This window comes from Pedobacter steynii, from assembly GCF_900103665.1.
GTDB lineage: Bacteria > Bacteroidota > Bacteroidia > Sphingobacteriales > Sphingobacteriaceae > Pedobacter > Pedobacter steynii.
The window spans coordinates 680,946-700,083 of the sequence record NZ_FNGY01000002.1 but is presented as its reverse complement, the minus strand read 5'-3'; the positions used below and the strand labels follow the sequence as shown (position 1 = coordinate 700,083).

Here is a 19,138-nt window from a genome sequence, read left to right as displayed (position 1 = left end):
GATTCAATCGACATATTATGGTGACAATCCTATTTAATATGGGAGAATATTTTACACTTTAAGCCATTTTTGGCCCAGTAGGAATCTTTTATACACCGTTTTTTAATTGTTATGAAGCCATCATGAGTTTTTATTCATTCCGTTTTTCGAGTGTAAACTCATGATGGTTTCATTTTTTATTGATTTGAATAATTAAACAATATTTTCTATAGTAGGTAAGCCATTGCATGAAAGTCTAATGGGGACATTATTTGAGACAGATTTTTCAAAAACACCCTATAAACATTACAAAATCACGCAAAAACAACCCTATAAATGTTACAAATTTTAATTAATTTTACCCTATAAATATTACAAAACATATTAGATCATGTTTAAAAGAGACATAATTGACGAGCTGATTAAATGGAAAAACAACCCTGGACGCAAACCACTGTTACTAAGGGGGGCCAGACAGGTAGGTAAAACTACTGTTGTCAATATGTTTTCGGAACATTATGAACAATATATTTACTTAAATTTAGAACTAACAGATAATTCGCTTGATTTCACTGACTATGGCAGAGTAGAACAACTGACTCAGCAAATATTTTTCCTTTTTAATAAGGACATAGCCAATTTAAAAAACACATTACTGTTTATAGATGAAATACAAGAAGTACCAGGAGCTTTAAATATGCTTCGTTATTTCTATGAAAAAATACCATCCTTAAATGTTATAGCAGCAGGTTCTCTTTTAGAAACAGCAATCAATGGCCAAACGAAAATCCCTGTTGGCCGTGTAGAATACAAAATTCTGAGAACCGTTTCATTTCATGAATTTTTACTTGCATTAAATGAAGACCAGGCTGCAAAGGCTTTAAAAGAAATACCCATAAAAGATTTTACGCACTCCAAATTACTTAATTTATTTCATACCTATACGCTTATTGGTGGTATGCCTGAGGTGATTAGACATTATGTCGCCAATAAAAACCTCCTTACCTTGGGAGAAGTATACCAGTCATTGATATATTCATACATAGAAGATGTTGAGAAATATGGCCGGAATAACAATCTGGTTCAAATCATAAGACACATTATCAGCACCAGTTTCCTTGAAGCTGGTAACCGCATCAAATTTCAAGGCTTTGGCAACTCAAACTATGGATCAAGAGAAGTTAGCGAAGCTATGCAAACACTACAAAAAGTAATGTTGATTCAACTCGTCTACCCAACCACCAGCACCGCTGTTCCTCTCTTGCCAGACAAGAAAAAATCCCCACGCCTTCATGTACTCGACACCGGTATGTTAAACTTCTTTGCTGGATTACAAAAAGAACTGATCCTTACAAAAGATATAGACACAGTTTATAAAGGCAAGATTGCAGAGCACATTGTGGGACAGGAATTATTAGCTACAAAATATAATATATTAAATGAATTACATTTTTGGGTAAGAGAAAAGCCAAATTCTACTGCTGAAGTTGATTTTGTGATGTCTTATAATAGCATTATTATACCTATTGAAGTTAAATCTGGCGCGACAGGGACATTAAAGTCTTTACATGCTTTTATGGATGCTACTACGCATGCATTCGCCATAAGAATTTATGGTGGTCAATTAAAAATAGATAAGATAAGCACGTCAAATGGAAAAGAATATACCTTACTAAATTTACCCTTTTACCTGGCAGGAAGAATAGAAGAATATATTGATTGGTTACAAAAAAGCCTCTAAATTTTACGATCTAAAGGCTTCTATTGTTTTGTCGGGGTGGCAGGATGCCGTACCGACGTTTTAAATATCTTATTTTAAACTAATTACTATACAAGTAAACTGCCACCATCAACCACAATTATTTGTCCTGTGGTGAAGCTACCGCGCATAAGATAGAGGTAAGCTTCGGCAAGTTCTTTCGTATTGCCCACCCTGCCAGTTAATAATTTGTTTCCAACGTTGCTAAAAAAAACTCCCGCTCCAATTCTGGCATACTTTTCAAAAGGCTGGTTCTCACCGTTCCTGCGCAGACCGCATTAACTCTTATTGGGGCAAGTTCAATAGCAAGTGCACGGGTAAGTCCATCAATAGCGCTCGCCATTCCTGCGATCACGAATGTTCCCTTTCTCGGCCTTCTGCCCAGTGCACCGGTCGTCAGTGTAACAGAACCACCCGCTCTAATCTGTGGCGCTCCATGTTTCACCGCCATAATTGCACCCCAAAAGCGCAGGTTGATAGCTAGTTTTGCATCCTCAATGTCCAATTTAGGCAAATCACTAAATTTCAATTCATCACCTGCAGTAAAAACCAGGTGGTCAAATTCGCCTATCTTTTTGAAAAGCTGTTCTACCTGTTTTTCATTCCCGAGATCAGCAATGAAGCCCTTGCTGCCTTCCGGTAGAACAGTCAATGCGCTATCCACCTTCTGCTGGTTGCTCGAAACCACAATTACCGATGCGCCTTCATCGGCCGCGGCCATTGCTGTCTCTAAGCCAAAACCCGATGTCCCACCTAACAAGATCACTTTTTTACCAAGCAAACTGCTTTCTCTACTAGTTTTCATACTGTTGATGATTTCATTTCTCTTAACAGAACAAAACTATTGTACGAATACGATACTTTTGCTATCCCTTACCTCTAGGATAGTGACTGTTTTTATGGAGAAATTTAAATGTGAATCAGCACCTACTGTTGACAGGCAATTGGCCTTAAAGGATGCAATTGATTTACTAAGTGGCAAATGGAAAATTGTTATTCTGCGAAGTTTATATCTTGATGGCTCGATGCGGTTCAAAGACCTGCAGGAGAAGACAAAGGGAATAACACCCAAAGTGTTGTCGAAGGAGTTAAAGCAATTAGAGGAAAATCTGCTGATTACACGGACAGTGAACAATACAAAACCTATCACGGTAAATTATGCCCTTACCGGCCATGCCATCGAAACCCTGCCTGTCATTAATGCTTTGATTGAATTTGGTTTGAAGCATAGAAAGAAGATCAAAAATAAATGATTATAGTCAACATGCACATATTCGACATACACCAATTTAAACAGATGATTTAGATAAGCGTTTTCTCAAAATTAAACGCTTGAGAATCGCCCTTTGTAATTAAAACTTCATTCATGAACAGAAGAAATACGCTTGAAATCTTTACCTTATTACACCTTTTAAGAAATTAATGTATGCTACAACACATAACAGGAAAAACACAAACCGGCTTCGAATGGATAGATATTTACGAACCTTCAGAACAGGAGCTTAAACAGATAATTAAAAAATATGATTTGCATCCGGCACTTGTTAATGATTGTCTGCAGCCTGACCATTTACCAAAATATGAGAGGATGCCAACCTATTCTTTTATCATTTTCCGTATCCATACCGAAGATGATATGCCCGAAGCAGATAAGGTGCAGCAGATGACCCACAAGATTGCTATCTTTTATTCCGATCAATTTATCATTACCATCCACCGCAAAAAGCAGCGATTCCTGGATCATCTGATTAGTATGGTACAAGCAGACAAATGTAACGATAGCCAGGAGCTCTTAAATATCCTTATTAACGATTGCCTGAACACCTATGAAGCGCCACTTGCTAAATTGTCCAAGGCGGTAGATTATTTTGAAGAAGTTGTTTTCCTACGGCCTAAAAAAGTTCCTTTGCTTAAAGGATTGTATTACCTCAAGCGCAAGATTGACCTGATTCGCAGAATGCTTATTCTATCCTTCGAAATTATCGATGCTCTGGACGCTGACCCAGGCAATGTCAATACAAGAGATACCCGGGACCATTACGTAAAACTTCAGAATATGCTGGATTCACTGGCGGAAAATATTCACCAGCTGCTCAATATTTATTTTTCCGCTTCTTCGCAAAGGACAAATGATACCATGCGCATCCTTACCATCTTTTCAGTTTTTTTTATGCCCCTTACCTTTATTGTAGGTATCTATGGTATGAACTTCGAGTTTATGCCGGAGCTAAAATGGAAGCTTGGCTATCCGGGTGTAATGCTGTTAATGGCAGTGGTAACTTTGTTTATTTATCTTTGGTTCAAAAGAAAGAATTGGCTTTAACTAATTCAAATTGATACCGAATATAACACCCAGCCAGGGCTTGCCCTGGTATATCCAGAAACTGCGGTTCTTGTCCAGGAGTACATCGGCTCCAATCGCCAGCCCGAGGTTAAACTTTTTAATGTCCAGAATGCCGGCAATACCACCGCTAAAAACAAAGCCGTCATATTCATAGTCGATCTTACCTCGGGTCACAAAGGGGTTCATGGTTACGGCACCAACGCCAATAAACCCGCCATAGCCATAACCTACCCCCGTTATTTTTGTTTTTGCTTTCTTCGCCCCTTCCTTAACAAAAGTATAATTGTCTCTTCTTCTTCCAAGGTAAAGTGCAGCGCTGAAGTTAGGATTTAACTGTTCAGGAAACCCAGAAACCGACGGCCTTACTTTGAAAGGTATCGTCATTATATCGACATCAAAGGTGTATCGGTGCATTTTTAGACTTCTAATACCTGACACAGGCTTCTCTAAGGCGGGCAATTCAGATGTCAAGGGTAAAAACTTTATTATGGTATCATCCTGTTCGACCTCAATTTTTACTTTTTCCGCAGTTATCTGATCAGATGAATTGCTTAGCATCGAATACTGTTTTGCATCAACCCAATAGGTATCATCAGGAACTTCAGTTATTGTGTGTATACTTTTACAGGAACTGAAATATAGGCAAAACATGAATATCGTACCCAATGTAATCCGTCTAAAAAGTGATAAAAATCTAGCCATAGCAATTGTCCTGCATAAACATACTTAAATTCTTGCGCTTTGAAAGTTATAATTGCATACTTTCAGATCGTTCCAATTTGAATTCAAAAACTGTCTTACACTGCAATAAGTTTACATATTATTATTACCTAAAATTATATAACACGATCTTTCAAAACATAAGAGCGATTATGAAAAATAATCGCTCTTATAGAATTACCGGCTATTTTGCTTTTTAACCAGAAGGCTAAAATTCCAGTCTGTAGTTAAGCGTCGGGATCATACCGCTCCATTTTTGCGGTTCAATAATACGTTTGCTTGAATTATAGCGCATGCCAATTGTATTCTTTTTATTTAATACATTCTGAATATCCATAATAATCATATGACTCACTTTTTTACTATTGATGCGATAGCTTGCAGAAAAATCTACCCGCATATAAGGGTCGGCTGTTAGTGTATTGATCTTGTTTTGATCTATGACATTTTCGTCAAGCCGCATCGACTCTTCCTCCAACACAGGGGTATAACGTCTTCCTCCCGCATAGATAAGTTTTCCATTTAACCCAAATAAGTTGTTCCTACTTGTTTTCCATTCCTTACCTAATAACAGATTTCCCACAAAGCGGGTATTGAATGCAGTATTAAACTCTTGCTTACTCAAAGCCTTGAACTTCGAGTCAAAAAAGGAAGAAGTCGCCATAAAATAATAACCATTACTTAGTGATTTTTCAATTGAAAGTTCAATACCATAGTTCTTTCCAGTGCCTTTGTTTACCAGTGAGCGATATGCGGAAGAAGATATAGCAGAATTATCTGACTCATTAAGTGTAGAGAAATTTACTAAGGGGTCGACAGATACGGGAACATTGTATAAATGCTGGTAATAAACTTCTGTTTTAAATTTCAGGCTGTTTCCAAATAACTTTTCGTAACCAAGCACTGCCTGTGCAGATTTTGTTGGCTGCAGCTTGTTGTCCGATACTTCACTAATCTGACCTTGCGATACAGCACTTTTAGCAAAATAGTAAGACAGAGGTTCCAGTCGGTTATATAAACCTGCCCCAAATGACAATTGCTGTTTAGCTGGCAGTACCAGGTTCAACCCTAATCTCGGCTCTATAGCCCAGCTTTTGCTCATGTTAAAATAGTTTGCATGTAAACCGGTATTTAGCGTTAACCTGCTGTTCAATTCTACTTTGTGCTGTACAAAGGCATCATAACTACTTGTATTTCCTTTTTGATTAATTAATTCCTTTAATTTTTTTTGCGCTGTCTCGTATCCCTGCCCATAAAGGTTATAGCTCAAAAAGCTGGCATTGATACCTGCCCGAATGACATTAGTACTATTGATGTTATAATTTGCAATGCCGGCATAACGGATGGCTGTATTTGTATACAGATTGCGACTGTAAAGACTGTTATTATAACCATAATCCAAAGTATCTATTTTATTGGAACTGCGGCTTCCTGAAATAGAAATGATATTGTTAAAATAGAGCTTATTGCTGGCAATGTAAAGATGTTTTAATCCAGTACTTCCGGCATTGTAGTCAAATCTCGTATCCCAGCCGTCCTTTCTTTCTTTCCATTTGGTATAGTCCCGCTTTGCATCCTGACCAAGTGTGCTCAGTCCTCCAATTCCGAAAACAGAAAAAGTTCCTGTTTTTTTAGTAGGGAACACAAAATTAAAAGATAAATCCTGATAATTTGGCGTTCCTGTATCTGAGACCTTAACGCCAACCTTCTCAAGGAGGCTCAACGAAGAATAACGATAGCTGACCAGATAGGAAGCTGCTCCGCCTTTTTTAAAGGGCCCCTCCAGTGTTGCTCCCGCACCCAGAACACCAATATTAAAAGCGTATTCACGTTTATCAGTATTTCCTTTTCTGAACTTTAAGTCGAAAACACCCGATGAGGCGTTACTATATTCCGCAGCCAAACCACCGGTGTAGAAATCGGAAGTACTTAAAACTGTAGTATTAATCATACTAATTCCGCCACCAGAGGACCCCTCGCTACCAAAATGGTTAGGGTTTATAATTTCTACCCCCTCTAATCGCCATTGCAAACTCTTTGGAGAGTTCCCCCTTACGATGATCTCATTGTTATCACCACCGGCAACTACACCCGCGAAACTCTGGGCCATACGCGCAGGATCAAAAAAAGCACCGGCATAACGATTGGTTTCTTCGGGTGAAAAAGATCGTCCGCTTGTCAAAGCCATTTGATTGAGCGGCTTTTTGCCAGAACTTGCATTAACCATTACCTCATTGAGTTTATTGGTCTGGGCATCTAATTCCAAATTAAGCACCAATTCTTTACCACTGGTGATCAACAATTCAGTGAGCGTTACCTGCTGATAACCCACCAGGGTTACCTGAAGTGTTTGACGACCCAATGGCACATTAACCAGTCGAAACTCTCCCTGAGGGTCGCTAATTGCCTGTTTTAGGCTTGGACTTGAACTGAGCATAATTGTTGCTCCCTGTAATGGTAATTTAGTGGCCCTGTCGATCACCGTTCCTTTTATAGCCTGTTTCAAAGCTTTTTTCTTTGAAATTGTAGTGGAGTCTTTGTTTTGAGCTAAACTGCTTAAGCTCTGTAAAAGAAGTGCAAGGAGAAAAACTGGAAGAAATTTCATGTCATTTATGGATTTGTTTATCCTTTGACAACGAGTTTAACGTTTCCCCCTACGTCGATATAAATTATATCAGAAATTAAAATGATGTATACATATTTACATGCTTGACTTTTACATTTTCTATCAGAACAATGATACAAGAAAAAAGAGGGTGTAGAACCGGGCATATTGATTAAAACGAAAAAACCCTCTGAACTTTAACATTCAGAGGGTTCTTAAAAATTTGTTGTCGTCTTCCCTATACTTATTTCGAACCTTTTTCTTCATGATTTGAGGTTATTAGCCAGTTTAGTCCTTCCGGAAAAGCAATAATAGAAATGTAATGCTTTTAGGATCGTTGGGATTCTTCATAATTAGGGCCGTACAGAGAAGGCACTTTATTTCCCGTTGCCCTGAGATGCGCGATAAGCTCTCCGCGATGATGATACAAATGATTATAAAGAAATCCCCTGATCACCTGAATCTTCGGCATTGGTGGCATAATTGGGTTGCCTCCTGCAGACATTGTCCAGGTATTCATATACTGTGATTCATCAGAGTTTTCTATTACAGTCTTTGCATTTGCAACATTTTCTTCAAACTTTTCCAGGATGTTAGCCGCTTTGCTGATATCACCTTTGTCATATATATAAGACCCCATATCAAATTCATCCTGTGCAAATGTAGGTCCATACCAGTTGTATACTTCGGCAATATGCGAAGCTAGCTGACCTACTGACCAAAGATGTGGTTGCGGACGGTATTCCAATGCACTATCCGTAATCATTGATAACAACTTTCTTGTGTTTTCTGCTTCATGCATGAATTCACCGATTAATGCTTGTTTTATCATTTTTTTAATATTTATTGAATATTAAAAATAAGGAATATTTCCCTACGCTCATCCTAGTCTTCATTATATATATTTGCAACGAATACAAACAAATACATAGCGTATGTAAGATATAGAGAGGCTGAAAATCAAAAAAGCCTTTAAATCTTACGATCTAAAGGCTTTTCTAACCATTTCCTATCTGATTTGCGTTTAATCGCAGATTTAGCCAAAAAAACTGGAAGCTCTAAAATTCAATAAAGACAATTCGACCTTATGCGAATTATCTAAAAGATGACTGTAGTGGCCGCTGCAAAAAGTGCTATCCCGATAATAGATTATGAAGGCAGTGAACTTCTAATTCTTAGGCAGGCAGTCCTTTTTTTGAGTAGCTTTTGCCAAAAGCGGAGCGGCTGAGTTTTCAGTTATTTCCTGACAGGTAATTTTGTTTGCATATCCCGCCTGGGTGCTCACTACGCTAACATAATTTACATTACCATCTGTTACCGTTATTTTTAACGGAGCGGATTTTTTCCCCGTTGAGATCCCCCCGCTGCTTACGCTAAGGGTATGCTCCCCCACAGGCAAATCATGTATTGAAAATGACTTGTTTTTCATTTTGCAAGCTAACTGACCATCAACAAAAAACGAATAATTAACAGCAGCACCAGTATAGCCAGTCGACCGGATCAAATAAACCTGTCCTGTTTTTGTTTGCGCAGAAGTGCTTAAAGCACCAATAAGTAAAAAAACTGTCAGTGAGAATAATTTAATTGTCTTCATAAAATTTTCAAATAAAATTAGTTTTAAAAGTTAACTCTAAAATACTAGTAAAAACTGGAGTTGTTATTTATTTACGGATTTCAGACGGTTTCCTGATGTTAAAGAAAAAGAACATATCCATTACGCAGTTCATAGTATGCTCCGATGATCTTTATCTCTCCTTTGGTTTCCATTTCTTTTAAAATTTTGTAAAGTTACTGGGTTCATCAAACCCTAAGTGATAACCAATTTCTTTTATACTTATTGTACCATGTACCAGCAACCTCTTGTTTTCAAGTATAAGACATTCAATAATCAGTTGTTTTGGAGATTTTCCTAATACCGCCTCTGTCACTTTTTGCAATTTACGTTGGCTAATGGATAATTCAAGAGCATAATCACTGACTTTGGAATGTACCTTGAATCGTTCCTGAATCATCTTTTTAAATTTAATAACGTAAAATAAATCCTGAGAAAGAATTGTTGTGGAGACCAGGTTCCCAGCCTTGAATTTCCGTTCAGAAAAGAAGATGAACTGGCATATACTAGTCTAATTTCTTAATAATAGTATCCTTAACCTCCACAGGCATATCATTTTCATCAGTAATAACTTCAAGTGAGACGAGGAATTTTTCACCACTTGGTAATTCTTTACGCCATAAACCACCATCTTCAGCAAACTGAGCATAAAATGGATTGCCTAACTCAAACGCCCTCTGACGTCCTAACTCATGCATATTTCCCATATTTTTTAAAAGGCGGTCAACAACTGAAGAAGCTCCCATAGTGGTAATTTTATTTGCTAGATACAATTATCTAATAATATTCAACTTATTCGAAATTTGAATAGTCAAATATAGCAACACTATATTACAAATATTACAATTGTAATAAAAATGAAGTTAGTAACACATACTTGAATGCAATAAGAAACGTATAGTAATAAACCATAAAAGCCTTTAGATCTTACGATCTAAAGGCTTTTGTTGTAGGTCGGGGTGGCAGGATTCGAACCTACGACCTCCTGCTCCCAAAGCAGGCGGGATACCGGGCTACGCTACACCCCTTCTTTTAAGGTTCTCTTGCCACCTTAATCAAATCATCCATCACAAATTGATCAATTAAAGCCGGTTTCATATGCCGGTTTATTACTGTATAAATAAATTTAAAATAAATAGTTAAATATATAAACACTAAAGATATATTATACATATATTCGACATACACCAATTTAAACAGATGACATAAACAACAAAATCTTAATTATTTAACCCAACGGGCCTCGCAGCCATAAACTGGTAATTTATAATGCGAGAGTAAGTATGGCGCCAAATCCCTACATTCGTAGTCCAAAAGCCTCTTAGGTGGGGCTGGTGCTTGCTTATATTTTTGTATTATAACCGTTTCGAAAGAAATGGCAAAGCTGATACTTCAATTCATTTTGAAGTTGAGGCGGGCTTACCAGTGCCTTGGCTGCAAATATAGAAAGCAAGTTACCAGCCCCTTCTACGGGCTTAACTCCTATTCCGTAAGGCTCGTTTTAATTTCTAAAAACATGAGCAGTAGAGACAACCTCCGTTACCACCAATTGACCAAAGAACAAATTTCTAACCCTCACCTATTCCTGGAGTATTTCTGCAGGTGCGACATTGACATTGAAACCTTCAGAACTGAGATCCTCCAGCTGATCCGTTCTGCATGCTCTTCCAAAAAATATGGAAATCCGGAAGATTATTATTACAATCACCGATGCCTGCTTCAATTCCTGGAAGTTGCACATATCTTCTTTAGAAGAGGCAAGAAATTCTCTATTGCAGCGAACCTTACCGTATGTACGCCTTGCACAACAGATCTTTCTAAATATTACCATATCCTCATCAATTCCCATTTCAGGATCCTCTCCCATGAGGAAATCAGAAATACCAATTGTTTCTTTGCGGATTTCTTCGGCTACAAATCACTCAACGACTGGCGTTTTATGTTTAGCCGGATTACGGAATATGCCTACCGTACGCAAACCATTGATGAAGTCCTTGAAGATGGAGCTGAGATGGTCTTCATCAAAGAATACATCGAAAAACTGATTGAGGTGATTTACCTGATCGACAATACCCAGTCGGTCATTTATCTACAAAACGCAGCATCAATCAATTAATGGGTCTGATTTACCGCGAAAGAAAATCCATACAGCAGCGCCCCCTTAGTTTGTAAAGACTAAAAGGACGCTGCTTTTTTGCTATTAGATTTTTTAAATAAGTATATTTCATCATCTACCCAACGTTTTATTCTTTCTATCCGTATAGGATTAATGACCTACATGAATAAACTCGAAATATTAAAGAAGCCGAGCTAATTAATGATAATATTCACTGTACTTGTCACATTGCCTAAAAGGAATTACCATGCTGCTCTCCAGGTCTTTCTAAATTTTATGCTCAGCATTGAAAAGACATATATTATATTACCCATTTATATTAATGAACCCTGTTGTTAAAGAAGCTGAGCTAATTATTGGTTGTATTGCGAATAAACGATCGGCACAAGAAAGTCTATACAAATTATATCACAAAGAAATGTGGCAATTATGTAATCGATATTTAAAGTTCGACGGGCTTGCCTATGAAGCAGTAAATACTGGTTTTTTAAAAGTTTTTCAGCATATAGGATCATTCGATGAGCGTAAGGGCGGACTTACCGGATGGATAAAGGTGATTATGGTAAGGACTTGCATTGATATTGGACGAAAAGAACTTCAATTTAATAAAGCAGCAAACCTGAAACATGAAATTGCAGATATTTTTGTTTCTCCACAGATATTAGAACGATTATATGCGAACGATCTGATTAAATTGATCAGAATGTTACCGGCGGCAAGCCAAATGGTTTTCAATTTATCTGTTATTGACGGATATTCGCACAAGGAAATAAGTGAAAAGCTAGCTATAACAGAAGGAACATCAAGGTGGCATTTATCAGAAGCAAAGAAACAGCTAAGATCTTTCCTGGAAAATTCCGAAGTAAATAATCATAAACCAACTGAAAAAAATAAAAGAACAAAATGAAGAATTCAGAATGGTATAACAAACTTTGGCAGCGTAAACTGAAAGAACTTCCCTTGCAGAAAGACACAGATGAGGCATGGGCTGACATGAAGCACATTTTAGACCAGCAGATGCCTGAAAACGGCACCAAAGATATTATTCAAACCAATACGGATAATAAACTGCCTGTCTCCGGAATAATTGCGTTATTCCGCTTTATTTTGCCGCTGGCAGCAATGATTGGTATAGTCATCTATTCAAACAGCAACCATTCAGATAAAAAATCTCCTAAGAAAAAAGATTTAAAACAAATTGTTGAAAAATCACTTAGCAATCATACAAAGAAGGAGATGCATAAAAACATTATCGCTACCGTGGATTCCGGTAAAAACGGAAAACTTACAATCGGAAAGCTGAATAACAGTAATAATGTAGATTTTCCAATAGCTTCAGATACGATAATAAACAGCCAAAATATATTAACACCTGACAAGATAACCGAACAAATAAAACTAGTTGAAATCGGATATGATTCAATCCTTAGTTCACCGTTCAATAGCAAATTAAATTTAGGCAAAATCACGACCAGTAAAATACCATCCAATTACAGAAGACAGTTTAATTACGGTATAAAAACAGGTTATAAAATTAACAACAATGGTGATAATGCTTATTTTGGGGCATATGCTTTTTTAGATATCAATAAGCGATGGTATGTTAGTCCTGAACTTATCATTAATACTTCAAGATTGATTTCGGCAAGTTTTTCAAGCGCAAACTATCTTAAAATAGATTCAATTGCTCCTTTTAAGATAATTCACTCAAAGAAGGTCTATATATTTGAAGTTCCGTTAAACATAGGATATCGGGTATCAAAAAACATTAGTTTAAGCGCAGGTCCGGTATTTAGCATTCTCATTAAGCAAAAAGTGGTACCCGGTAGAACAGGATACGTTACTGAGCCCGCTATCGATACTATATCAAAGACTAAAATTATCAATGCAGCATTAGCTCATTCCCCTCTTACACCAAAATTTAACTTGGGAATTTCAGCCGGAATAAGTATGCAAGCAGGAAAATTTATCATTGAAACAAAATATCAACAAAACCTTATACCAAGTAAGGTGAGTTCAGATCTGGGGGAATACAAATTCAATAACAGTTCATTGATACTGGGAGTTGCTTTTGGACTGAACAATAGGCCTTAAATCTTTACTCATTAATGCAAGAAAATAAATAGAGCGCTTTTATTTATCTGACACCCCGCGTTTTTTATGCCTGGCACGTATTTATTAAAAAAAATGTGCCTATGTTTTCTATCCTAAAATCTTTTTTTAAAACAGCGGAACGCGTGTCCGAAAGCGATCCTTCCGATAATTTTGTCTATCAGCGGTCTTTGCTCGCCTATCATAAAAGTGCAGATCTGGTTTCCGGAACTATCCTCGAAATAGGAACAGGTAATGGCTACGGAATAGATCTAATCGCACCCAAGTCAGATCGATTTATCACTATTGATAAAATAAAGCAGTCAGCAAAAAAAGGGACTTGTCCTGCGAACGTCGAGTACGTCCAAATGAAAGTACCCATGTTAAATAACATCCCGGATCAAACTTTCGACTTCGTAATTTCCTTTCAGGTAATAGAACATATTCTAAATGATAGCTTATTCCTGCAGGAAATTAACAGGGTTTTAAAAAGGAACGGACAAATGATTATCAGTACTCCTAATAAAAAAATGTCCATTACCAGAAATCCCTGGCATGTCAGGGAATATTCTGTTTCTGATCTCAGGGTACTACTGCTTATGAATAACTTTCACCCAACACAAACTTTAGGCGTATTTGGAAATTGTCGCATTATCGAACACTACAACAAAAACGTAGCTGCTGTGAAAAAGATATTACGATATGATGTTTTAAACTTACAACACCTACTTCCACGGCAACTATTACAAGTTCCTTATGATATCTTAAACCGACTGAATCGCAATAAATTATTCAAAGAAGATGAAGGTTTGAACACTTTGACAACTAATGACTATTATTTTGCAGAAGCTAATGATCACTGTTTTGACCTTTTTTTTGTTGCACGAAAGCAATAACGATAAAGATATTTTCGGACAAGCGCCAGTTGATTATCACAGCCGGGCTGGAAGGCGAATATGGAGAATAATTTGACAAAATAAGGGATATGCGATTTAATGCATATCCCTTTAAATAGGAGATGAAGGTCTCTTTTGACGTATCGGTTTTCGCCTGCAGCCAATCCCTCCGTTCAAAACGTTGCGTGTATATTCACAAATGGGCCGCCCTGTCTTTCCTGACTTCTTTTTCGGGTTACCGGTCCTTCATACTTTTTGGGGAGACTTTTTACCTCCGTCTGATTGTTTCTTGTGGAGAACACCAGTCCTCCGATCTTTCCGGAAATCTTTACAAAAAGACCACCTGTTAGAATAGCCATGTTTTTAAAAATTTAGTGATGAATAAATGATTCGTGTTTTACACTGCCGATAAACGCTTCCCTATCCACCAAACAACACCCAGAATAAGGAATGCTGAAATGAGGATAACTTTCCAGGAGGGGCTGGTTTGCTTTGACAGTTCTTTCTTGCCAGTCACCTTAAGCTTACTTTGCTGATCTGCCAAAAGCAAGCCTTCTTTTGATTGCTCAAGCTTTCGGCTCGTTGTCCCTCCATTCATTAAGCGACCAGACTTTCCTTTGATCCGAATTTGCTCTGCCTGGCCGATAAAGCCTTTGTCTTCAGAGAGTGAAAATGGTCCTTTTGGCCAGATCTGAATCTCATAATCATGATTTGCAGAATCCTTAAAATGGCTGGTAATATTCAGCTCAGTTTGCATTTCTTTTTCCTTTAGGAATTTAGAATTAGCGTGATCGAGGCTTTTATCTTCAGTTTCTGCAGTGTATTTGCTTGAATTACGAAGCAAACCACAGCCGGCCAGACAAAAAGAGAAGCTGACTATAAAGATCATAAACTTCATGGTTTCCTCCTTCCTTCATTGATCCAGTCTGAGATCTGATAAATTGCGCTTTTATGCCTACGTTTTCTATACACCCCATCTCCTTCCCTGCTGCCTTGTAAGTTGGTATTTCCCTCTATCGACAGAATCCAATCGCCATCCTGCTTTTCTATAATGCCAACATGTGCGATCCTTGTTTTATCCGGGAAATAAATCCCGATCACGTTCCCTGGCAGTGCAGATCTTGCCAGTCTTGAGGCAGGAAATAAAGCAGGCGACCAGCCGGTTCTTGGCTTTTCAAAACCCGTTTCATGAAATGTCCAGCTTACAAAGGCTGCGCACCAGGGCTCTCCTTTCAATAAACCGATGAGCTTCAAAAACTGCTCCACCCGCACACCGTCGTTACGTCCCGACCGCTCCCTCACTCCTAGTTCATTTACGGCCGTTTTGACCACCTGAATGCGGTATTGAGCAACAATGGATTTTGAGGACCCGGCTTCCGGATTTACTAGCACAGGGCGATTAGCACTCCTGTAGATGACATTAAAAGCAAGGCAAATGATGCCCAGAAAAAACAAATTTGTTGCCATAACAATAAGGTATTAAACTGTGAAACCATAGATAAAATTGAAGGTAGTCCACTCATGAGCCAAAAGCGCTGTAATATCCACCAGGATAAACCTGTGATCAGCAGAAAGCTCATCAGGCTCAGGACAATCAGGAGCCAGATACTTTGATCGATGCTCCCTGCCGTCTCATCAGCGAACCGCAACAAAACAGGTGAAAGGATCCAGATCAATAACAGAATGAGAAAGATAGCGATGGGTTCAGCCCACCTGAAAGGTCTCAACTTAAACAAAGGAGTTCCTGTCAATTCCGGAGAATTGAAAAATTTAATAGTTTTCATGATGATTGATTTAATTAGGGAATTAGATAGATTAGAAACCCGGCAGGGCCTCATAAACACTGCCGGGTTAGGGATTACTCGATAACAGTTACTGACCCCAGGTATTGGGTCTCAGAAACAATTTTGCCATTAGCTGAAGTAAAAAACAACCAGCCATAAAGCACATCGCCGATGAAATAGCCCGGCAATGGCAAGTCTACAGACAATCCACTTCTAAGCACCCATCCGGTCACGGACAGGCTGGTTTTTTTTGCCGGATTGTACAATAGAATGTAGGCTTTATCAGTAGGCAGCGTCGACTTATCCGCATTCGTCTCCATTTTCCAGCTTACCTTAACCATCGCGCCTGCTACAGCTACTGCCTTTACATCATGCGCTTGACTCATTAAACTATCGTCTAAGCTCAGACGAACCATCTCATATTTAAGCTGAAAATTCGGATAAGTTCCGGTTATTGCCTCTTTTAGATGATACTTAAGCGCGATGTTCCAGGGAGTAACAGCTCCTGAAACTCCCTGATAACCTACCGAAATAAGTGCGGAAGCCCTTTTTAAAAAACTACCCACTAATCCGAACTTTGAAGTATGGCTCAGCTGAGGCTCAGACTTCGGCTTGGTGGATTTTTCAGGATAATTCTTAACCACTTTTATCCCTTTCCATTTGGAGGCAACAACGCTGCCTACTTTTCCGTTGAAGGTGCCAAACACACCTGGATTATACGTACCCATAATTTTAAAATTTAAAAAGTTAATAATTCTGTTAGTTCAAGTCAATTGCGTACCGGTAGCTTTTCGGACTCGTTGAACGAATGTAAATACAGAATTATTAACTTCCTAAATTTCAAAGGCTTATTGCCGGAGATTACCGGAACTTACCGGAGTTTACCGGAGTTTACCGGAGGTATCTGATGAAAACATTATTCTTTACTCAAAATCTGATAGATGTCAGACCTCAGATAATAGACCGTTCTTCCGATAATTTTATAACGAAGCAGGCCTTTTTGTCGCCAGTTATAAAGGGTTTTTTCACTTTTTTTAAAGAGCTTCATCACGTCTTCTGTATGAAGCCAAACCTCATCTACGGGAATAGGTTTCAGACTGTTAATTATTTGCATAAGCGTACTGGTGTTTTCTGTCTGCAGGTTAAGAATTTGCCTGAGTATTTGAAGGATGAATTTTAAAATCATAGCAATAGGGATTAATAGATTAAAATCAGGTTCTAATTCACCAGAACCATTGTCCGGTGTAAATGCTATTTGAAATACTTCTACGATCGTTAGAGATGAATGAAATATAGGTTTCAGCGATGTGGCCATGGCTGGTTTCATACAAGGGCAACAGGCAACTTCCAGTATCCCTATTTGCTCCGGCCGTGATGTACATTGCCTTTTTTAGTTTAGGAAAATAAGCCATCAACATGACCTGGTCCGTCCAGTGTGTTCCAACCTCTATCGCTTTTGGATTCCAGCTAAATTTAAAACCCTCACCTACAACCTCCACTGTCGGATTGGAAATATCTGGCATTTCTCCTGATGTAAGTTTTACTTTTGTAAAATCAATACTCATTTTAGGATATGTGCCTTTAAACGCATTCACCAGGTTATAGCCAAATGCTAATGCATAGGCCCTTTTTCTTTTTTTCAATCCCTCAAACTCAAATCCAACACTAATAAATTCAGCTATCTTCTTAAAAAATGCATTTAAGATTCTGGTTTTCTGTCTGAAGGTCAGTTGTGGTTTGGTAGGTTTCTTATTCGTCACGCCAATACCGCGTGTCACAAGTTCACCATTTAGGAGATAAGTTACTGTTTCTCCAATCTTTCCGGTAGTTACTCCATTTTTTTGTCGGGCCATAATTAATATAGATTTAGGTTAACTGATTGTATTTATATTATCGAATGATACAATTACAAAACACCACCTTTTTGATTAATCAGCCCTTAACAAGAAATGAATAGCCAGCTTAAAATCAAAACATGGTTAAAAAGAGAAAAAAGTACATTAAAAGCAATATTTAAAATATAAATTAAGCTATAGGAATATGAAAAATTTATAATTTTATTTTTCATAATTAAAACAAAAATATCCTATAAATAAACAATTGAGTATAAAAATAAAAAACAGGAATCAAAATTCCAAATAATAAATGTTTTTTTATTGGTGAATAAATTTCTAATAAACATAATAAAAACTCACTATAGGAAATCACCAAATAGTATTGATGAAAACATTAAATAATTACACAAAATAAGAGAAATAATTTCCCGATCGAGACACTCCAGAATGGATCTTTCTTTGAGAGGTAGTTGAGAGGTAGTTGGAAGGTAATTGGAAGGCAAAATAACTATGCAACTACCTCTCAACAACCTTCCAACTACCTCTCAACTACCTTCCAACCTAAGAGCAAGTATAGAACGTATTAGGAGACTTCCAGGTGCCTATAAGACAACATTCAAAAAGTACATTACTGATTAGGGTTTACATTGAATTTTTGTTTTTGGTTGAGAAGGTGTTTATGGTAACTGCTGAAAATCTACCCCTATTTGATTTTTGCCAGTAAATACAATGAACCTGTATTTATCTTTTATAACAGCAGAAACCTTGCTTCGTTCAATCCATTCAACGAATGCTTCATTTAATTCATTTTCTAATACCATGCCCCCTATTATTAATTGTCAACAAAATTACTAATAATATTAGCAATTCGTAATTTATTAATAATCGGATAGTAAATAGAAGTAATAAAATTTGGTTCTATTTATGCTGCCAACAATATCCACCACCTCTGACAATCCGTTTGCACCTTGCTCCTTTTTTTGTGGTGCCCTGGCATTGCGAAGAGCTCGAATTACTGCTTTTGACGGTTGGCCCGGAGGCCGGTACATTTTTACGAGCAGTACTAGTTCCTGAGGTACATACACCGCAGGTACCACCAGCATTACAGTGTTTACAATACCTGCAGCTACTGCAGGCATAACAACTCCTGCTTCCTGTACATGTTGCAACATGCGGATCGACTTTAGCCGCGTCTTTAAATGCAGAAACATTGTTAAAGGAAAGCGTACTGAATAATAGGACTAACAAACTAAGATTTTTCATGAGTGAGTTGGCGTTAATGCACATTATATTGATTTATTTAACCAAGGAGCGTGCATAGTTGACTTATTGAGCTTTATTATGTTGTGCTACTGATTCAAGTAAAGCATATTCATTTTTAGAAGAGTCTTGATCTA

General features: G+C 37.7%; 23 protein-coding genes. 7 read left to right on the top strand and 16 right to left on the bottom strand.

The window, feature by feature from the left end:
• Positions 1 to 370: 370 nt before the first annotated feature.
• Positions 371 to 1,720 (top strand): ATP-binding protein, encoded by a 1,350-nt coding sequence (locus BLQ87_RS07170; protein ID WP_172664826.1) that lies wholly within the window; start codon positions 371 to 373, stop codon positions 1,718 to 1,720.
• A gap of 199 nt (positions 1,721 to 1,919) precedes the next feature.
• Here the strand turns inward: BLQ87_RS07170 and BLQ87_RS07165 are convergent, their stop codons facing one another.
• Positions 1,920 to 2,543 carry an SDR family oxidoreductase gene (locus BLQ87_RS07165; protein ID WP_216857779.1) on the bottom strand — a complete coding sequence of 208 codons (624 nt, stop codon included), beginning with the start codon at positions 2,541 to 2,543 and terminating at the stop codon, positions 1,920 to 1,922.
• 94 nt (positions 2,544 to 2,637) lie between these two features.
• Between BLQ87_RS07165 and BLQ87_RS07160 the strand changes: the two genes are divergently transcribed.
• Both BLQ87_RS07160 and BLQ87_RS07155 read left to right on the top strand, forming a co-directional pair.
• On the top strand, positions 2,638 to 2,991 hold the full coding sequence (locus BLQ87_RS07160) for a winged helix-turn-helix transcriptional regulator (protein ID WP_074605437.1): 354 nt from the start codon (positions 2,638 to 2,640) through the stop codon (positions 2,989 to 2,991).
• 173 nt (positions 2,992 to 3,164) lie between these two features.
• The gene (locus BLQ87_RS07155) at positions 3,165 to 4,061 is read left to right on the top strand and encodes a magnesium transporter CorA family protein (RefSeq protein WP_074605436.1); all 897 of its coding nucleotides are present in this window, start codon (positions 3,165 to 3,167) and stop codon (positions 4,059 to 4,061) included.
• Here BLQ87_RS07155 and BLQ87_RS33445 read toward each other — a convergent pair whose 3' ends face one another.
• The 6 genes from BLQ87_RS33445 to BLQ87_RS07125 form a co-directional block, all read right to left on the bottom strand.
• Positions 4,062 to 4,466 (bottom strand): hypothetical protein, encoded by a 405-nt coding sequence (locus tag BLQ87_RS33445; RefSeq protein WP_143010366.1) that lies wholly within the window; start codon positions 4,464 to 4,466, stop codon positions 4,062 to 4,064.
• Between the two features lie 544 nt (positions 4,467 to 5,010).
• Complete coding sequence (locus BLQ87_RS07145) at positions 5,011 to 7,407, bottom strand: TonB-dependent receptor (protein WP_074605434.1); 2,397 nt, start codon at positions 7,405 to 7,407, stop codon at positions 5,011 to 5,013.
• A gap of 328 nt (positions 7,408 to 7,735) precedes the next feature.
• Positions 7,736 to 8,239, bottom strand: a complete 504-nt coding sequence (locus tag BLQ87_RS07140) for a DinB family protein (RefSeq protein WP_074605433.1) — start codon at positions 8,237 to 8,239, stop codon at positions 7,736 to 7,738.
• Between the two features lie 336 nt (positions 8,240 to 8,575).
• Positions 8,576 to 9,001: a DUF2846 domain-containing protein gene (locus BLQ87_RS07135; protein WP_074605432.1), complete on the bottom strand. Its 426-nt coding sequence runs from the start codon at positions 8,999 to 9,001 to the stop codon at positions 8,576 to 8,578.
• Between the two features lie 178 nt (positions 9,002 to 9,179).
• Entirely contained in the window at positions 9,180 to 9,419 is a 240-nt protein-coding gene (locus BLQ87_RS07130; RefSeq protein WP_074605431.1) for a helix-turn-helix domain-containing protein, read from the bottom strand.
• 106 nt (positions 9,420 to 9,525) lie between these two features.
• Positions 9,526 to 9,765, bottom strand: coding sequence for a hypothetical protein (locus BLQ87_RS07125; protein ID WP_074605430.1), 240 nt, complete (start codon positions 9,763 to 9,765; stop codon positions 9,526 to 9,528).
• A 770-nt stretch (positions 9,766 to 10,535) separates the two neighbouring features.
• Here BLQ87_RS07125 and BLQ87_RS07115 point away from each other — a divergent pair.
• The 4 genes from BLQ87_RS07115 (at position 10,536) to BLQ87_RS07100 (ending at position 14,122) form a co-directional block, all read left to right on the top strand.
• Positions 10,536 to 11,135: a hypothetical protein gene (locus BLQ87_RS07115; RefSeq protein WP_143010365.1), complete on the top strand. Its 600-nt coding sequence runs from the start codon at positions 10,536 to 10,538 to the stop codon at positions 11,133 to 11,135.
• Between the two features lie 286 nt (positions 11,136 to 11,421).
• Positions 11,422 to 12,042, top strand: coding sequence for an RNA polymerase sigma factor (locus BLQ87_RS07110; RefSeq protein ID WP_245723807.1), 621 nt, complete (start codon positions 11,422 to 11,424; stop codon positions 12,040 to 12,042).
• The gene (locus BLQ87_RS07105) at positions 12,039 to 13,229 is read left to right on the top strand and encodes a hypothetical protein (RefSeq protein ID WP_074605427.1); all 1,191 of its coding nucleotides are present in this window, start codon (positions 12,039 to 12,041) and stop codon (positions 13,227 to 13,229) included. The genes BLQ87_RS07110 and BLQ87_RS07105 overlap by 4 nt, the downstream gene beginning before the upstream one ends.
• A 101-nt stretch (positions 13,230 to 13,330) precedes the next feature.
• Positions 13,331 to 14,122 (top strand): class I SAM-dependent methyltransferase, encoded by a 792-nt coding sequence (locus BLQ87_RS07100; protein ID WP_074605426.1) that lies wholly within the window; start codon positions 13,331 to 13,333, stop codon positions 14,120 to 14,122.
• A 173-nt stretch (positions 14,123 to 14,295) separates the two neighbouring features.
• Here the strand turns inward: BLQ87_RS07100 and BLQ87_RS07095 are convergent, their stop codons facing one another.
• The 9 genes from BLQ87_RS07095 to BLQ87_RS07060 all read right to left on the bottom strand — a co-directional run bounded on the left by BLQ87_RS07095 (position 14,296) and on the right by BLQ87_RS07060 (position 19,004).
• On the bottom strand, positions 14,296 to 14,481 hold the full coding sequence (locus BLQ87_RS07095) for a hypothetical protein (RefSeq protein WP_074605425.1): 186 nt from the start codon (positions 14,479 to 14,481) through the stop codon (positions 14,296 to 14,298).
• A 38-nt stretch (positions 14,482 to 14,519) separates the two neighbouring features.
• On the bottom strand, positions 14,520 to 15,011 hold the full coding sequence (locus tag BLQ87_RS07090; RefSeq protein WP_143010364.1) for a hypothetical protein: 492 nt from the start codon (positions 15,009 to 15,011) through the stop codon (positions 14,520 to 14,522).
• A 5-nt stretch (positions 15,012 to 15,016) separates the two neighbouring features.
• Positions 15,017 to 15,589 carry a C40 family peptidase gene (locus BLQ87_RS07085; RefSeq protein ID WP_216857780.1) on the bottom strand — a complete coding sequence of 191 codons (573 nt, stop codon included), beginning with the start codon at positions 15,587 to 15,589 and terminating at the stop codon, positions 15,017 to 15,019.
• Positions 15,508 to 15,906 carry a hypothetical protein gene (locus BLQ87_RS07080; protein ID WP_074605423.1) on the bottom strand — a complete coding sequence of 133 codons (399 nt, stop codon included), beginning with the start codon at positions 15,904 to 15,906 and terminating at the stop codon, positions 15,508 to 15,510. The genes BLQ87_RS07085 and BLQ87_RS07080 overlap by 82 nt, the downstream gene beginning before the upstream one ends.
• A 74-nt stretch (positions 15,907 to 15,980) precedes the next feature.
• Entirely contained in the window at positions 15,981 to 16,634 is a 654-nt protein-coding gene (locus BLQ87_RS07075; RefSeq protein WP_074605422.1) for a DUF6266 family protein, read from the bottom strand.
• 188 nt (positions 16,635 to 16,822) lie between these two features.
• Positions 16,823 to 17,092 (bottom strand): helix-turn-helix domain-containing protein, encoded by a 270-nt coding sequence (locus BLQ87_RS07070; protein ID WP_074605421.1) that lies wholly within the window; start codon positions 17,090 to 17,092, stop codon positions 16,823 to 16,825.
• 37 nt (positions 17,093 to 17,129) lie between these two features.
• Complete coding sequence (locus BLQ87_RS07065; RefSeq protein WP_074605420.1) at positions 17,130 to 17,759, bottom strand: DUF6266 family protein; 630 nt, start codon at positions 17,757 to 17,759, stop codon at positions 17,130 to 17,132.
• A 659-nt stretch (positions 17,760 to 18,418) separates the two neighbouring features.
• Positions 18,419 to 18,562, bottom strand: a complete 144-nt coding sequence (locus BLQ87_RS33710; protein WP_172664829.1) for a hypothetical protein — start codon at positions 18,560 to 18,562, stop codon at positions 18,419 to 18,421.
• A 97-nt stretch (positions 18,563 to 18,659) separates the two neighbouring features.
• Positions 18,660 to 19,004 carry a DUF5763 domain-containing protein gene (locus BLQ87_RS07060; RefSeq protein ID WP_394331824.1) on the bottom strand — a complete coding sequence of 115 codons (345 nt, stop codon included), beginning with the start codon at positions 19,002 to 19,004 and terminating at the stop codon, positions 18,660 to 18,662.
• Between the last annotated feature and the right edge of the window lie 134 nt (positions 19,005 to 19,138).

Bases quoted from the DNA above. Each gene is read 5' to 3' on its own strand.
- BLQ87_RS07170 (WP_172664826.1), top strand. From the start codon at position 371: ATGTTTAAAAGAGACATAATTGACGAGCTGATTAAATGGAAAAACAAC.
- BLQ87_RS07165 (WP_216857779.1), bottom strand. From the start codon at position 2,543: ATGAAAACTAGTAGAGAAAGCAGTTTGCTTGGTAAAAAAGTGATCTTG.
- BLQ87_RS07160 (WP_074605437.1), top strand. From the start codon at position 2,638: ATGGAGAAATTTAAATGTGAATCAGCACCTACTGTTGACAGGCAATTG.
- BLQ87_RS07155 (WP_074605436.1), top strand. From the start codon at position 3,165: ATGCTACAACACATAACAGGAAAAACACAAACCGGCTTCGAATGGATA.
- BLQ87_RS33445 (WP_143010366.1), bottom strand. From the start codon at position 4,466: ATGACGATACCTTTCAAAGTAAGGCCGTCGGTTTCTGGGTTTCCTGAA.
- BLQ87_RS07145 (WP_074605434.1), bottom strand. From the start codon at position 7,407: ATGAAATTTCTTCCAGTTTTTCTCCTTGCACTTCTTTTACAGAGCTTA.
- BLQ87_RS07140 (WP_074605433.1), bottom strand. From the start codon at position 8,239: ATGATAAAACAAGCATTAATCGGTGAATTCATGCATGAAGCAGAAAAC.
- BLQ87_RS07135 (WP_074605432.1), bottom strand. From the start codon at position 9,001: ATGAAGACAATTAAATTATTCTCACTGACAGTTTTTTTACTTATTGGT.
- BLQ87_RS07130 (WP_074605431.1), bottom strand. From the start codon at position 9,419: ATGATTCAGGAACGATTCAAGGTACATTCCAAAGTCAGTGATTATGCT.
- BLQ87_RS07125 (WP_074605430.1), bottom strand. From the start codon at position 9,765: ATGGGAGCTTCTTCAGTTGTTGACCGCCTTTTAAAAAATATGGGAAAT.
- BLQ87_RS07115 (WP_143010365.1), top strand. From the start codon at position 10,536: ATGAGCAGTAGAGACAACCTCCGTTACCACCAATTGACCAAAGAACAA.
- BLQ87_RS07105 (WP_074605427.1), top strand. From the start codon at position 12,039: ATGAAGAATTCAGAATGGTATAACAAACTTTGGCAGCGTAAACTGAAA.
- BLQ87_RS07100 (WP_074605426.1), top strand. From the start codon at position 13,331: ATGTTTTCTATCCTAAAATCTTTTTTTAAAACAGCGGAACGCGTGTCC.
- BLQ87_RS07095 (WP_074605425.1), bottom strand. From the start codon at position 14,481: ATGGCTATTCTAACAGGTGGTCTTTTTGTAAAGATTTCCGGAAAGATC.
- BLQ87_RS07090 (WP_143010364.1), bottom strand. From the start codon at position 15,011: ATGATCTTTATAGTCAGCTTCTCTTTTTGTCTGGCCGGCTGTGGTTTG.
- BLQ87_RS07085 (WP_216857780.1), bottom strand. From the start codon at position 15,589: ATGGCAACAAATTTGTTTTTTCTGGGCATCATTTGCCTTGCTTTTAAT.
- BLQ87_RS07080 (WP_074605423.1), bottom strand. From the start codon at position 15,906: ATGAAAACTATTAAATTTTTCAATTCTCCGGAATTGACAGGAACTCCT.
- BLQ87_RS07075 (WP_074605422.1), bottom strand. From the start codon at position 16,634: ATGGGTACGTATAATCCAGGTGTGTTTGGCACCTTCAACGGAAAAGTA.
- BLQ87_RS07070 (WP_074605421.1), bottom strand. From the start codon at position 17,092: ATGATTTTAAAATTCATCCTTCAAATACTCAGGCAAATTCTTAACCTG.
- BLQ87_RS07065 (WP_074605420.1), bottom strand. From the start codon at position 17,759: ATGGCCCGACAAAAAAATGGAGTAACTACCGGAAAGATTGGAGAAACA.
- BLQ87_RS33710 (WP_172664829.1), bottom strand. From the start codon at position 18,562: ATGGTATTAGAAAATGAATTAAATGAAGCATTCGTTGAATGGATTGAA.
- BLQ87_RS07060 (WP_394331824.1), bottom strand. From the start codon at position 19,004: ATGAAAAATCTTAGTTTGTTAGTCCTATTATTCAGTACGCTTTCCTTT.